This is a genomic window from Gaoshiqia sp. US2, from assembly GCF_059705485.1.
In genome coordinates, this window is record NZ_AP048550.1 from 4,016,978 (window position 1) to 4,032,906 (window position 15,929).

Consider the following 15,929-nt stretch of genomic DNA (forward strand, 5'->3'; position numbering starts at 1 on the left):
ATCCAAATAAAAAAGACGGTTTTGTTTGGGGGGTATCCGTCGCTTTTACGTATTACTTGTAAATATTCAGGAAAAAATATGCTAACCTAAGCATCATCCGGAATATGATTGATCTTAATGTACAATAAAATGACAACGGAAAAAGATACTGCATCCCTGATTCAGAAATACCTGGAGAACAAATGTCATCCGGATGAAGTAAAAATCCACACCCAAAGGATGTGGCTTTGGGATAACCCCTGGAAGGGGTAATTTGCTTTTACCCTCAAAGAAGGTAAAAGTTGTTGTCCCCACAGGTTAATGACTACTTTTCTTCTTCTCGTTTATCTTTCTTTTCCTGATACTTGACGTACCTCTTGATCATCTCCGCATCCAGTCCTACTGTATCCACACAGTAGCCTTTTGACCAGAAATGATTGCCCCAATAGGGGCGGCTCTTCAAGCTCTTATATTTGTTGAACAGCCGAATTGCTGTTCGTCCTTTAAAAATCCCAACCATGTCAGAAATAGAGACTTTCGGCGGAACCATCAAAACCAGATGTACGTGATCTTCCTGTACGTTCAACTCCTCAATAATACAGCCTTTCTGCTCCGAGAAAGCCTTGATGCAGTGTTCCACTTCAATTTTGATTTCTCCCTTCAATATTCTATACCTATATTTAGGGGTCCATACGATATGGTACATGCAATGCCAGATCGCATGCGACAACTTCTTAAAACGACTCATTGTTTTTTCCTTTCTTTGGTTGTGGGGACAACCTTCTAAAGGTAAATATGAGTCGTTTTACAGGCAAACCCGTGGAACGTCTCTGACCACGTTCAGAGAACGTGGGTTTTTAACTTGAACTAAATACGATTATTCATCTGTTCCGGCAAAAAGAACACGAAAAACAAATTCAGGATTTCCTTTTTGAATACTGGAAGAATACGCCGTCGTTCCAACACAAAATTGCACGCGAAGAGCTTAATCAAATGCTTGACTCGATCCACCACCGAATTAACCTGGACGAAACATCAGAAAAAACCCGGGGTCAGAAAATTATTTACTTCGGTATGCGTGCAGCAGCCATCTTATTTATTCCCCTGCTAATCGCCAGCCTCTGGCTGCTTTCGAACAACGGCGCCTATCGTCAGAATCAAGCCTGGATCACCCTTGAAACGCCACCCGGATCGAGGTTGAAAACTACGCTGCCCGACGGAACCGAAGTGTGGCAAAATGCCGGAACCAGCCTGCAATACCCCGCCGAATTTACCAAACGGAACCGGGAGGTGATCCTGACAGGAGAAGCTTATTTCCATGTTTCTTCCGACACGCAAAACCCGTTTTATGTAAAAACAGCTGACGGGACCATCAGAGTCACCGGAACCAGGTTTAACGTTTCGGCATTCCCCGACGACAACTTTTCGTCGGTTGTACTCGAAGAAGGAAAAGTGTCGTACATCCCCGCCGGTACCGAAAAAGAACCGATGGCGCTTTTGCCCGAAGAACAAATAATCTATCTGAAAAATACCGGATCGCTGATCAAACAAAAAACCGATGTGGAAAAATATATTTCATGGACCGAAGGAAAGCTGATTTTCCGTAACGACCCGCTGTCTGAAATCGTCGCCCGCTTGCAGCGCTGGTACAACGCAGAGGTCATCTTGTCCGACCCCAACCGGAAACTGGGAGAGCTCACCTTTACCCTGACCGTCAAAAATGAAACCTTGCCCCAGGTTCTCGAGTACCTCGCTCAGGCTGCCAATCTTTCGTTTGAAACACAACATATCACCAACGAGGCAACCAACGGACCGGAAAAAAAGAAATACATCTTATCGAAAAACGAGAAAAACAAAATGCCTATGTAAAATAATCATACAAAAGGGGAAGATGCGCTAACATCCTCCCCCGGGTTTCTTAAAATAACAATCTTCTCTGTAAAAATTGTCAAACTCAAACCATTTCAAAATTATGGAAAAAATTCGTAAAAGGCTTGACCCGGGAAATTTTTATCCGCAGGTCAGAAAATTTGGAAGAATTATGAAACTAACAATCCTCCTATTCATTTTCGTTATCGGTCAGGCGCTGGCCATCGATTCCTATTCACAAGGCACACGCCTGTCGCTGAATATGAATAATACCACCGTAAAAGAGGTTTTGCTGCATATCGAAAAAAGCAGCGAGTTCTTCTTCATGTACAGCAATAAATATATCGATGTTGACCGGAAGGTGAGCGTGCAACTCACCGACAAAAGAATCGATGAGATCCTGGATGAGATTTTCCGGGGAACAGCTGTTAAGTACGATATTAAAGACCGCCAGATTATCCTCAGCCTGGCACAACAAGGAAGCGCCGCTGTTGGTCAACTGAGTCAGCAACCCGCCCTGGTTCGCGGGACGGTGTTGGATGACAACGGCAGCCCCATACCCGGCGCAACCGTGGTGCAAAAAGGCACTTCAAGGGGAACGATCACCGACTTTGACGGGAAATTCAGCCTCGAAGTCTCGGGAAGCAGTCCCATTTTAGTTTTCTCATTTGTCGGCATGAAAAGTGAAGAAGTTAGCTACACCGGGCAACAAACCATCAACGTAACCCTTAAAGCTGACGTGGTTGGCTTGGAGGAGGTCGTTGCCATCGGTTATGGCCGGAACTCGCGCAAAAACCTGTCGAGCGCTGTTACCTCTGTCAAATCAGACGATCTGAACCGCGGGGCAATCGCCAATGTTGGCCAGTTGTTGCAAGGGAAGGTACCGGGACTGAATATTTCGGCCAGTGGCGACCCGACACGCGGAGCAACCATCATCATGCGTGGTGCTTCGACGATTAACAGTTCTCAAAGCCCGTTTTATGTAATCGACGGCGTGCCCGGAGCGGATATTTCATTAGTGGCTCCGGACGACATTGTATCGGTTGACGTACTGAAGGATGCGGCGGCAACATCAATCTATGGTAACCGAGCCGCCAACGGGGTAATCATGATCACGACAAAAAGAGGCAAAAAAGACCTGGAGCAAATATCCTATAACGGTTACGTAGGTATCGAGACCGTTTCGAACCAACTTGATATGATGGATGCCAATCAATTGCGTTCGTTCCTTTCGAAAAACAACATGTCGTTTGCCCCTGAGGATGATATGGGCGCCAACACCAACTGGCAGGAAGTCATTCAGCGGTCAGCTGCCATCTCAACCAGCCACAATCTGTCGTACAGCGGAGGGAATGAGCGCAGCAATTACATCGCCAGCATTACGTATATCGACAAACAGGGTATTTTGCTCAGCAGCAATCAAAACCGTATTGTTGCGCGCATGGCCATCGAACAGCTGGCATTCAACGACAAGGTGAAGTTTGGACTGAGCGTGACCAATTCCAACATCAAAAACACGAAAGTACCTCAACGAAACTCGGCCTTGTTGCAAGCGGCCAAGTACCTTCCGGTAACCAGCCCGAAAAAAGAAGATGGCACCTACTTCGAAAACTTTAACCACTCTGGTTACTTTAACCCGCTGGCCATTATTGAACAGGCTGATGACGATTCAAAAATCAACACCCTGCTGGGCAATTTCACCACTGAAGTCACCTTGCCTTTTGGGTTCAAGTATAACCTGAATGTAGCCTACCAGAAAAATACTTCGCTGAACGGCGAATATTACAACAGCTACTATGCCACCAACTACAACAGTGCGCAATTTTACAACAATCCCGATCCGCCTGCCGTGCACTCGATCATTAACTTTGGTGACAACGGACTTGCTATCAGAAGTTCCTACCAAAATACCAATGTCATTTTTGAGAATTACCTGACCTGGGCCAAAGAGCTTGGAAAGCACAACATCAATGCAGTTGTGGGGTACTCCTGGCAAGATAATGTTTATGGCGATGGTTTTACTGCAACAAACACGAACTTCCCGGTTGACAATGTAAGTTACAACAACTTGGCGTTGGGTAATTATGCCGCCGTAAACGGTTTCATTGTTAACTTTGGAGATGCCTACGCATATCAGAAAACCCGCCTGATCTCGGATTTTGCCCGTTTAAACTATGGTTTCGACAACAAATATATGTTGCAGGCATCGATTCGTCGCGATGGCAGTTCGGTATTTGGCGATAACAAAGAATGGGGGTATTTCCCATCCATTGGCTTGGCATGGCGGATTGACCAGGAAGGCTTTATGCAGTCGCAAAGCCTGTTCACCGACTTAAAACTGCGCGGTAGCTACGGGGTAACCGGTAACTCATCCGGCTTTAATGCCTACACCGCCCAGTTTATTGTTGGACCACTCGGAACCTATTACGATCAGGGCAACCAGATTTTTGCTTACGGCCCTAACCAGGCAGCCAACCCTGATTTGGGCTGGGAAAAAACCACGACCACCAATCTTGGACTGGACTTCACCGTATTAAATGGAAAATTAAGTGGTTATGTTGAAGTTTACAACAAGAAGACCACGGATATGATCTATACATACGCTGTTAATACCGTATTGGTCCCTGCCGGAGTCATCACCGCCAATGGAGGTGAAATGTCGAACAAAGGGATCGAAATCAGCTTAAATGCAACTCCGGTAAAATCGCGCGATTTTAGCTGGACCAGCAACCTGAACCTGGCACATAATAAAAACGTGATTGAGAAACTGGAAAATGCATTATTCTCAGGCGGCGACTCGATCCGTATCACACAGCCCGATGGAGGTGGCCAAACCGGAAGTACCCTTCAAATTCTGAAGGAAGGAAAACCTATCGGTCAGTTCTTTACGCTCCAGTATGCCGGCAAAAATTCAGAAGGAGTTTCGCAATATATTGCCGCCGACGGAAGCCTGACAACCAATCCGGCAATCGGTGTGGACTATCATTACCTGGGCAGTCCGCAACCCAAATTATTGATGGGCTGGACCAACGACTTCCGGTACAAAAACTTTGACTTAAATATTTTTGTACGCGGGGTGTTCGGGAATAAGGTGTTTAATGCCACCCGGGCCGATTTATTCCGACCCAGTACTGCCCATTCGACAAACATTCTGGTTGATGTGGCCAACGAATCTCCCACGGATCTGAATTCTTACAAGTATTCATCCCGCTTCATCGAAAACGGAAGTTATATCCGACTGGATAATGCAACACTGGGCTATAATTTCAAAAATCTTGGTAAAATGATGCAGAACCTGCGTATCTACACTTCGGTGAATAACCTGTTCACAATCACCAAATACAAAGGCATTGATCCGGAGGTGGAACAAGGAGGTATCGCCCCTGGCGTTGATTCGAATAACTTTTATCCCAAAACCCGGACTGTACTATTTGGCGTAAAAGCGACTTTTTAACAACTAAACATACGTAACTATGAAAAATATAATCAAATACTTTATTCTTCCGGCGCTTGCAGGTTTATTTGTTTCCTGCCATGATATTGATGTGCCGATTACAACGCAGATGACCCCCGATGTGTTTCCGCAAAATGAAGAACAATACGCCCAAACTGCCGGTGCTGTTTATTCAGTGTTTCGCGGCGAATATGCGCACTCTTTTTTCTTCATGAGCACCATCAGCACCGACGAAGGCATTCTTCCTGCCCGAGGTGGCAACTGGTACGATAATCAAGGCTATCTGAAGATGCATTATCATACCTGGGATAAAGACCATGGCGCCACCAATTACCTCTGGTACATGATTGAAAAAACCATTGGGGTGACAAACCAAGCCCATTATATTTTGAATGATGTGATGCCGGAAGGCGCCAATAAGAACAGAACATTGGCCGAGCTTCGGACCATGCGTGCCATTTCGTACTTTATCATGATGGATTTTTACGGCAATGTCCCTTTAGACACCTTGTACGGCGATTTCGCACCACGCACCAATACAGCCCGCACCCAGGTTTTTGAATACATCGAAAGCGAGTTGAAAAAGGCCATTAACCACCTGAGCGAAGAAACCGGTGAGGCCACCTATGGTCGTCCAACCAAATGGACAGCTTATGCCTTATTAGCCAAAATGTACCTCAACGCGGAGTATTATACCGGCACGGCCCGTTGGAACGACTGCATTGCAGCTTGCGATGCCGTGATTAACTCCGGTAAATTCGCTGTCGAGCCCCGGTCGTCGTATCTTCAAATGTTTTACCCGGACAACGGTCCGCAAATGAAAGAATTCATTTTTGCCGTTCCCTTTGATCCGTCAGCAACTGCCTACCCGGGAACAAACGGACAAATGTACCGTGCCCGTTACGACGTGCCGCGTTCGCTTCAGGCTAAATTCGAGTTGCCTTTCCGTCCAAGCGCCCCGATGAGTACTTTACCTGAATTTTACGCTATTTTCAATGATGCGGGCGACATCCGCAACGACCAATGGCTAACCGGACCTCAGTATCTGAAAGATGGCGTAACTCCGGTGATGGTAACCACCACCAAAAAAGGATACGATCAGTTTTACACCGGTGACGATGGTAACGCTCCTTATACTTATCATGTTACGTTGTCTCCCAACGTCGTTTTACGTCAAAACGAAGCCTTATTTGATTGCGGAAACGACGAGATTGCCTGGAACATGGGATACCGGAACATCAAATTCTATCCCGATAAAACATCAACAAACCGAAACCAGAATAACGACGTTCCTTACCTGCGTTATTCCGATGTGATCCTGATGAAGGCAGAGGCGATCCTTCGTGGCGGAGCGCCAACTCTGGGGCATACGGCTTTATCTTTGGTCAATATGGTTCGCTCCAACCGTTCCACCTCACCGGCCTGGACAAGCGTTACCCTCGAGGACCTTTACAACGAACGGGGCCGCGAATTCGTGTACGAATGCTGGCGCCGCAACGACATGATCCGCTTTGGTAAGGTTGAAGGTTCATGGGGTTTCAAAACCAATAATGAAACGTACAGGCGCATTTTACCCATTCCAACAGATGCGATGAAATTAAATTCGCTGCTGGTGCAAAACCCCGGCTATAATTAAAAAAACGTTTTATAGGCTGCCTGAGAAGTCCCGGAACAGGTCATCCCGAACTTGTTTCGGGATCTCGATACACTGATCGTCAGACCCTGAAATAAATTCAGGGTGACGAATGCAGAGGTCCGGGACTTTTCAGGCGGCTTTTTTTTCTTTCCAAAAACCTATATCTTTCAGGTAAATCCTATTTTCCCCGATTTAAACCAACTGCTTGTGAAACTAAAACGATCCATCCCGGCCACGCTTTCTCTTTGCGTATTGTTGCTTGTATACGCATGCCGGCAAGAAAGTCTCAAACCTGAAAATGAATTGGTTGATTTGGTGGTCCCGACCGTGGACACTGCCAATTCGCGCTGGTTTTTCTTCAGTTCGGCCTGCCGCCCTTTTGGTATGGTTAACCTCAGTCCCGATACCCAAACCGGTGGAGAATGGGGAAGCGGCTACCGTTACAACACCGACACGGTGAAGGGATTTAGCCACGTTCATGCCTGGCAACTGGCAGGTGTTCCTGTAATGCCTGTCGTTATTTCCGAAGAAAATTTCACTTCTGTTTATTCTGATTATGAGTCAAAATTTAGTCATGAAACAGAAAAAATCAGCCCCGGTTATCACTCGCTCCAACTTGACCGCTATCAAATAAAAGCGGAATTGACGTCGACCAAACGGGTTGGTTTTCACCGGTATTCGTTCCCCGAAGGCGGAAAGGCAGCCGTGTTGTTTAATCTGAATGGCATGCTTGGGCCCAGCCTGATGAAAGACGGCGAACTGAGACAAACGGGGCCAATGGTTCTGGAAGGAAAAACAGTCAATGCACCGACTATCCGCCGTCCAAAAGATTGCACCGTATTTTTCAGGGCCGAATTTAACGCTCCGGTAGCCGAAATCGGCAAAGACCCGGTGAGCGGAAACTATCTTGTTTTTTTTAATGAGATGAACGACCACGAATTGCTGATGAAAGTAGCCATTTCGTATACTTCTGAAGAAAACGCGGGAATAAATATGACAGCAGAACTACCCGGCTGGAATTTTAAGCAGATCGTACAGGACTCGAAAAACGAATGGAACAGCATGCTCTCCCGCATTCAGATTGAAGGAGGAACGACCGAACAGCAACGGCGTTTTTACACCGATCTGTGGCATGCCCTGCAGGGACGACGGACCATCAGCGATGTAAACGGCGCATACCCCGACAACACCGGCGAACAATTTCGCATCGGCCAGCTACCTCTTGACAAAAACGGGAAGCCCTGGTTCAACCACTACAATTCCGACGCGTTTTGGGGAGCTCAATGGACCATCAACACACTGTGGGGATTGGTATATCCGGAGATCATGGACGAATTTACCCATTCTTTGATGCAGTATTACCAGGATGGCGGCTTGGTTCCCCGCGGCCCGTCGGGCGGGAATTACACCTACGTGATGACGGGAGCTTCATCAACCCCCTTTATCGTGAGCGCTGTTCAAAAAGGCATTGTAAAAGACGGTTTGGAAGAAATTTACCAGGCGCTCAGGAAAAATCACCTGCCCGGCGGCATCATGGAAAAAGCCGGTTATGAACACCAAACGTCCATTGGCGGCGGTTTAAACTATTACCTCGAAAAAGGCTACGTGCCCTACCCCATTCCCGAAGGCGAGTTTGGCTATCATCAGGACGGCGCCAGCCTGACGATGGAATATGCCTACCAGGACTGGACATTGGCTCAACTCGCTAAAAAACTCGGACACAACGACGACTTCAACTATTTTCTGGGCCGGTCAGAAAATTACAAGAATGTTTTTGATACAGAAAGCGGCTGGATGCGGCCCAAAGATGTGAACGGCAAATGGAAAACGGATTATGACCCTTATCAGTTGGAGCATGGATTTAACGAATCAAACGGGGCACAATCCACCTGGTTTGTACCGCATGACTTGCCGGGCCTGGCTGAATTGATGGGAGGAAAAGAAGCAGCAGCCCAAAAGCTGAATCAATCCTTTGAAACGGCCAAAACAATGGGATTCACCGCCGGCACCTCGCACGACCGGGAGCTGCACCCGGAATACAGCCGGATTCCGGTTAACTACGGAAATCAACCTTCCATTCAAACAGCTTTCATTTTTAATTACCTTAACCAAGCCTGGCAAACCCAACGCTGGTCGCGCGAAGTAGTCGAATCGGTTTACGAAGGACTGGGCCCGCAACGAGGGTACAACGGCGACGAAGACCAGGGATTAATGGGAGCACTGGCCGTATTAATGAAAATGGGGCTTTTCTCCATGAACGGCGGATGTTCAACCGAGCCGTTCTACGAAATCGGAAGCCCTGTATTCGACCGGGTGACCATTCACCTGAACCCGGATTATTATCCCGGAAATACTTTTACCATCATCACGAAAAAAAATTCGGATGAAAACAAGTACATTCAATCGGCAACACTTAACGGCAATCCGCTGAACAGTTGGGCCATTCTGCACGAAAAACTGACCGCGGGAGGAAGCCTTGTTCTGCAAATGGGAAATCAACCCAACAAAAAGTGGGGATCGGGCGGAAGTAATGACTAAGCATCCAAATTAAGCGGGCTGGGTGAACGTGTCGGCTTATACGAATTCATCCCCTTTCAGCATTCAGTCATTTGATTATCTTTGCCGGCTGATTTTTAAAACAAAAGAACGATGATTTCAGTTGACGGTCTGGCGGTGGAGTTTAGCGGGAGTACGCTTTTCAGGGATATCAATTTTGTGGTGAACGAGAAAGACCGCATTGCGCTGATGGGCAAAAACGGTGCCGGGAAATCAACCTTGCTGAAGATATTGGCCGGCGTACAAACGCCAAGCAGCGGAAAAATATCGGCCCCGAAAGATGCCGTGATCGCTTACCTGCCTCAGCACCTGATGGCCGACAGCAAGCGCAGCTTATTCGAAGAAGCGTCGCAGGCTTTTGCCGGGGTGTTGAACATGCAGAGCAAACTGGATGAACTGAATCACGAATTAACGGTACGCACCGATTACGAATCGGCCGAATACAGCGCCATCATTGAGCAGGTGTCGGAACTTAGCGAAAAGCTGTACAGCCAGGGTGAAATTAATTTTGACGCCGAAGTGGAAAAAATCCTGCTGGGGCTTGGCTTCGAACGCCGCGATTTTAACCGCCCGAGCAACGATTTCAGCGGGGGCTGGCGCATGCGTATCGAGCTGGCAAAAATCCTGCTCAAAAATCCCGACCTCATCCTGCTCGACGAACCCACTAACCACCTCGACATTGAGTCGGTACAATGGCTCGAAGATTTTCTGGTGAACAATGCCAAAGCGGTGATCGTCATTTCGCACGACCGCCGTTTTGTCGACAACATCACCACCCGTACCATTGAGGTGACGATGGGTCGCATATACGATTATAAAGTCAACTACACCAAATACCTGGAACTACGCCGCGAACGCCGCGAACAACAGCAAAAAGCGTACGACGAGCAGCAAAAAATGATTGCCGAAACGAAAGAATTTATCGAACGTTTTAAAGGAACCTACTCAAAAACCCTGCAAGTACAGTCGCGCGTGAAAATGCTGGATAAACTTCAGGTTCTGGAAGTGGACGAAGTAGATACTTCGCACCTGCGGCTGCGGTTTCCGCCGTCGCCCCGCTCGGGCAATTTCCCGGTGATTGCCGAAAATGTATCGAAGAGTTATAACAATCGCCTGGTTTTTGAAGGCGCGTCGTTCAGCATTCAGCGAGGCGAAAAAGTGGCTTTTGTTGGTAAAAACGGCGAAGGAAAATCGACGCTCGTTAAGGCCATTATGAAACAAATTGAACACGACGGCAAACTATCGCTCGGGCACAATACCCTGATCGGTTATTTTGCACAAAACGAAGCGTCGCTGCTCGACGAAAGCCTCACCGTTTTCCAAACCATCGACGATGTGGCCAAAGGAGATATCCGCACAAAAATAAAGGATATTCTGGGCGCTTTTATGTTTGGAGGCGAAGACTGGGACAAAAAAGTGAGCGTACTTTCCGGGGGCGAGCGCACCCGCCTGGCCATGATCAAACTGCTGCTTGAACCGGTCAACCTGCTTATCCTCGACGAGCCCACCAATCACCTCGACATGCGCACCAAAGATATCCTGAAACAAGCCTTGCTTGAATTCGACGGCACGCTGATCCTCGTGTCGCACGATCGTGATTTTCTCGACGGGATGGTAACCAAAATCTATGAGTTTGGCAACCAACGGGTAAAAGAACACCCCGAAGGCATCACCGAATTCCTTCAGCGCAAAAAAATGGAGCACCTGAACGAATTGGAAATAAAGGTCCGGAAATAGAATCAACGAACTGACAACTAAACCCATAAGCACCAACTTGCTTGTACCAATGATCCCGGCGGGTGTAGTTCAACCGGGACTCATCGCCGGGGCGTGCAGATCGCTCAAAGTCCTATTTATTGGCGGTAGTAATTTTTTTTACTCCGTAGTCTCGTATTTCAATCAACCTCCCCTGTATTTCTATCTTTTCATTCAAAGCCAATTGTTTTAATCTCCAATTCAAATAACCATCACCAACATTAAAATCGATATCTGCAAGTGTTTCTCCAATCACTCTTGCTGCTTCTTGAAAATTCTCATCACAATTAGCCAATAAAAAGGAATCAAAATAATCTATTTTTTCTACTGCGATTTGTCCTTTATTATCACGAATCCATAACTGTCCGTTTTCCGATTTCACTTTTTCCCAAAGATTTCTCCAGTCTTGCAATCTGCTTTTATCGATTAGTTCAAATTGCTCAAAAATATCTTTCACCTGAAAGATTGCAGTTTGATTTAATGTTTGGGGATAAATAATATCTCCGTGTATTGACCTAACGGGAGTATTGAAATTGGCAATGAAAACAGGTTTGTCGAACTTTGATAAATGATATATTAATCTTGCAGTACCAATCATTTCAGAAGCACAATACCCAGTCCAGATAAATAATTTATCAATATTATCTGCATTTTCAACGATTGTTTCTATGCTTTTTAAATCTTGTTCTACGGGGGGATTTGGATTATCCCCAAAAACTATCTGCAACCAATCTATCCTTTTTTGAATATCGTCGCTTGCATTTATATCACAAGCAGGTCCAATGTTTAAAATATCATCAAAGCTTATTATCTGACTTTTGTTCAGGTCAATTACATTGCTGTCAATTAAAGTCCTCCGTCCTATCCTTCCAAAGACAATATGAGTGTTTTCTTTTTGCATACTGGTTTAGTTTTTCATTATTATCGCCAACGGTTAGTGGCCGAGCAGGTAAGGGCATCAACCCAGGTATCTCACCGAACCGTCCTTGACAGTCTCCCTTCTCCCCGATGAACCTAAAAATCTGCCATAGGTCAACGAACGTCAGGCCGCGTCAGCCTGCCCTATTTCCCAAAAATCAATAAAAAGCTTCGATAAAGATATGCTTTGTCTTGGCATAGTTTTTTTAATTTTTGATGTAAAAAAACACCAAATTTGAATCACTTGCAACTTTCTCAGCATTGCTGGCAACGTACTAAGCATAATCGACTGTCGCTCCCCAAATTACAAAACTTGACCTAATAAATTTTACCAACCAGCTAATTTGGAATCGATTTAAAAAAACAAGCGATTAACGAGTCTCTTCTCTCAATCGGGTGCAGCGGTTTCCGAACCGCCGGAGCCACAAATGGCAACAGATGCTGAAACAAGTTCAGCAAAACGGCGCTTCTGTGATCATTGATTTTCTACTCGTATCAGAAAACCATCTGCGCGAAAAAACCACAGGTGGTTTTGTATAAAACCTAGGTCCCGAAGAAAACCACACGTGGTTTTGAGTAAAGCCTGGCGTGGTTTTCAGCAACTTCACACCCGGCAGGTAAAATCCTTTGTTTCCGGGGCATTCAAACCAGGTGGGCCTTGGTTTTTTGCGTTACAACAACAAAGTTAGTCCTGGATTTTCGGAGTGGGCTCAGGTTTTTTTCCTGTACATCAACGAAAAAGTGATGACCAGGTGCGCAAGGTAATAAGTGGGTAAAATCAAAAAATTCAGTTCCCGGTAGCCGGCAAACTCTTTGAAGGCTATGATGGTATCGGAAAAAAGGATCAGAAAGATCCCGAAAACATAGGCCCGCTTTTCCCACCGGTCTCCCTTTAGGCCAAATGCTGCTCCAAACGAAAAACAGGAGATCAGCAAGTAGGCCAAAGCAGCAAGCATCAAGGTTTGATCGTTGATCCCCGGAAATATTTTCAGGAAAAAGAAAAGCAAATAACCAACCAGCAAAATAAGAGTGAATGTCCATCGAATCCGCCCGTTGAGCAAAGCATAGGCCAAATAACCCAGGTGAGCCACAAAAAACAAGGCAATGCCTGCTACAAACCGTTCTGTTTCGCCATGCCTGTGCGACAAAAACCAGTCGCCGCCAATCGAAAACAGAAAGGCCGCCATAATTGCCCAAACGTCTTTCGAACGCTTCAATTGGTTGAAATAGAGAATCAACAAAATCAGGATCCCTCCGCCGGCGCTTCCCGATTTAAAGAAAAATCCGAAATGGTTTAAGGCTAAAACAGCCGAAATGGCAGGAAACAGCAACAGTGCATAAAGCCAGTTCTGCCTTGAAGTTTCTGTATTCATTTGTATATCGTTAGGTTTTCGGTTTTAATACCAGTACTATATTTTTCCGTTAACACCGGACACCTTATAAAACAGCACACGCCAATCCCATCCGGTTATTGGTTTGCTATCTCAATAATTTCCTGCCCCCAGCGCGACAAACAGAGCTTCAGTTCACCGTTTTGCAGTTGTTCTCCCGTAAACCTGCCCGGTTTTTCTCCCGAAAATAAAGGTGTAACAATGTAATTTCTGTTTTTTTTCACCCACGGAATATTGACTTTTTGTGAATCTGCTCCGCCATGTCCGCGCAATACCACCACTGCCCCGCAACCTTCTTCATTCAGTTTTCCCCACCAGTGCCAGCCTTCATCGGTTGGAGCGGGCACGCCGCTGAATTGAAAACGCGCATAAACGCCGTATTTCTGCTGAAGGTTTTCGAGTAGGGCAAAGCGGCACCGGTATCGTTCCATGTTTTCGTTAGAGAGCGAGGTTAAATCACCTGAAAAAGAAAGAGGGGCGCCCATCAGCCAACTGCAAATCTGCCGGTCTTGTATTTCGGGGCTCAGGCTCCCGTTGAAATTCGTGGTCACTGCGCCGAAAACCTCAATCCGGTCGAGCGGCAAAGCCCGGTGCCGGTACATCAAGTCACGGGTGCGAAAAGCTCCTTGTTTCAGCTTTTGCTGCAAACTATCGACATTGTATTTCCACGATCCATCCACCATTTGTTTTCGATTGCCGGCGCCCCAGTATTCGTTGGGCGCCGAGTGGTACGAATCGGCATGTTTCAAAACGGCGATATCAGCTTCCGGACCTGGTGTTTCCCAGTAAATTTCGTGCGACAACTGGAGCCACACATCCGGCGCCCGGCGGTGAATTTCGTCCTGTGTGGCCAGTAAGCCCCTCAAGCCCCGCAGATACGATTCTTTCAGGCTGCGGCTTTCGTGCCCGCGGGCGATATCACCGTAACATACATTGCTCAAATCCTGTTTGAAATAACCCGACTGATACGTTTTGTGCAGATAAACAATTTCATCGGCATATTTCGTCCGGGATTTTTCATAACACATACTGAGCCCCAGTCCGCCGGCCCGCCGGATAAGCGGCAAGCTAAACAGAGGCGGTTCATCCCCGCTTTTGCCGGCTTGCTGTTCGTTAATAAAAACCGAATACCAAAGGCCGGTTTTCATGCTTTTCGATTGGATGTAACTGCTCAGGTCATTCAGATCGGAAAATTTTTCAGGAACGGGACTGATTGTTGAAACGGCCCACCCTCCGCCGGGGCCCGCGTCGGACCAGCCCGCATCCAGTTGAAAACATTTAAAGCCAATTTGTGCGGCAATATCGGCAGCAATACGCATGTTGCTGTCGTTAATCTCAGCGGCATAGTTGGTCCAGGTGCAAAAAACCGGCGCAATGCTTTTATCCCCTATCGGACGTATTATTTTTTTGTCCAGAAACGCTTTAAATTCCCTTTCCACACAGCGGTCGAGTGCAGTAGAGATAGAAGAGACAGTGGAATAACTTTCACCTGAAAAGGCATAAACGAATACCGGTTCCGACACAAACGATTCGCCTGGGCCAATCACCCATTCAAAAACTTCAGGATTGTACCCCAAAGCCCCTTTGCCTGAAAATGAACGCAGTTTGGAAGGCGCCTCGCTGGCCAGGATGAGGCCGGAAGCGGCAGCAGAATCGCTGAATGCAACAATTGCGGGGTCAATGCCTCCTGACCCGGGACTAAGCGGCGTTAGGAAGGAATGGGTTTCGTTTATTTCCACATCGTCAATGGTTAATTGATCAATTTTTATCCAGTGCAGCCCGTAATTGGCAAATTTCACCCATTTGCGGATGGCCGGAAACCCTTCATAAATTTCATAATTGATCTGTGCTGAAATCCCTTCCCATGTGTTTTTTCCTGTTGAAGCAAGGGAAACGATCAGCCTTTTCGTCCCTTTTTCGGGAAAGAGAATAGAATAACTGACCGAGTCGAAAATGGCTCCGGCTTGTTTTCCTGTAACCAAAGCCGGATCAATCCATTCCATTGTTTGGCCGCTTACATTGTCTTTTTTAGCTACATTCAGGGCATCCGTCTGGTTCTTCACGGCATCTTCCTGCTCAACGCCACCCTTATCGGAATAGCCAATACCCTGCGGTTCAGCATCGGGCGACGCTTTCCAAAAAGTAACCGAGAATTCGTTCGCGTTTTCAGCAATGACATTAATCCCGCCCACCGAAAGAACATCTGTAACGGTCTCCCTGTCAGTTATCCGGAGACTGCGTTCGAGCATCCCGGCCCGTATGACGACGTTATTTCCGTCAGCCGAGATCGTCCATTCTCCTGCCGGGTTACCTGAAGTGCAACCGAAAAGAAAAGCACAACCGATAATTTCCGGAATCAAGGTCTTTCTTT

The 15,929-nt window shown here is 46.8% G+C and carries 10 protein-coding genes; 6 read left to right on the forward strand and 4 right to left on the reverse strand.

Translation table 11 applies throughout. The features are described 5' to 3' along the window. Positions 1-129: 129 nt before the first annotated feature. Positions 130-252, forward strand: a complete 123-nt coding sequence (locus AC6H3C_RS16045) for a hypothetical protein (RefSeq protein ID WP_497516422.1) — start codon at positions 130-132, stop codon at positions 250-252. 52 nt (positions 253-304) lie between these two features. Here AC6H3C_RS16045 and tnpA read toward each other — a convergent pair whose 3' ends face one another. Continuing rightward, positions 305-727, reverse strand: a complete 423-nt coding sequence (gene tnpA / locus AC6H3C_RS16050; RefSeq protein ID WP_497516157.1) for an IS200/IS605 family transposase — start codon at positions 725-727, stop codon at positions 305-307. Between the two features lie 245 nt (positions 728-972). On the opposite strand from tnpA, the gene AC6H3C_RS16055 reads away from it, so the two are divergent. The 5 genes from AC6H3C_RS16055 (at position 973) to AC6H3C_RS16075 (ending at position 11,231) form a co-directional block, all read left to right on the forward strand. Further along, positions 973-1,848: a FecR family protein gene (locus tag AC6H3C_RS16055; protein ID WP_497516423.1), complete on the forward strand. Its 876-nt coding sequence runs from the start codon at positions 973-975 to the stop codon at positions 1,846-1,848. 172 nt (positions 1,849-2,020) lie between these two features. Then, a complete protein-coding gene (locus AC6H3C_RS16060) occupies positions 2,021-5,302 on the forward strand; it encodes a TonB-dependent receptor (RefSeq protein ID WP_497516424.1) in 3,282 nt (1,093 codons plus the stop codon). 19 nt (positions 5,303-5,321) lie between these two features. Continuing rightward, a complete protein-coding gene (locus tag AC6H3C_RS16065) occupies positions 5,322-6,938 on the forward strand; it encodes a RagB/SusD family nutrient uptake outer membrane protein (RefSeq protein ID WP_497516425.1) in 1,617 nt (538 codons plus the stop codon). 207 nt (positions 6,939-7,145) lie between these two features. Continuing rightward, positions 7,146-9,476: a GH92 family glycosyl hydrolase gene (locus AC6H3C_RS16070; RefSeq protein WP_497516426.1), complete on the forward strand. Its 2,331-nt coding sequence runs from the start codon at positions 7,146-7,148 to the stop codon at positions 9,474-9,476. Between the two features lie 111 nt (positions 9,477-9,587). Beyond that, positions 9,588-11,231 (forward strand): ABC-F family ATP-binding cassette domain-containing protein, encoded by a 1,644-nt coding sequence (locus AC6H3C_RS16075; RefSeq protein ID WP_497516427.1) that lies wholly within the window; start codon positions 9,588-9,590, stop codon positions 11,229-11,231. Between the two features lie 112 nt (positions 11,232-11,343). On the opposite strand, the gene AC6H3C_RS16080 is transcribed toward AC6H3C_RS16075, so the two are convergent. The 3 genes from AC6H3C_RS16080 to AC6H3C_RS16090 form a co-directional block, all read right to left on the reverse strand. Further along, entirely contained in the window at positions 11,344-12,150 is an 807-nt protein-coding gene (locus tag AC6H3C_RS16080; RefSeq protein WP_497516428.1) for a DUF3658 domain-containing protein, read from the reverse strand. 727 nt (positions 12,151-12,877) lie between these two features. Continuing rightward, positions 12,878-13,540, reverse strand: coding sequence for a lysoplasmalogenase (locus AC6H3C_RS16085; protein ID WP_497516429.1), 663 nt, complete (start codon positions 13,538-13,540; stop codon positions 12,878-12,880). A 95-nt stretch (positions 13,541-13,635) separates the two neighbouring features. Then, the gene (locus AC6H3C_RS16090; protein ID WP_497516430.1) at positions 13,636-15,918 is read right to left on the reverse strand and encodes an alpha-amylase family protein; all 2,283 of its coding nucleotides are present in this window, start codon (positions 15,916-15,918) and stop codon (positions 13,636-13,638) included. Between the last annotated feature and the right edge of the window lie 11 nt (positions 15,919-15,929).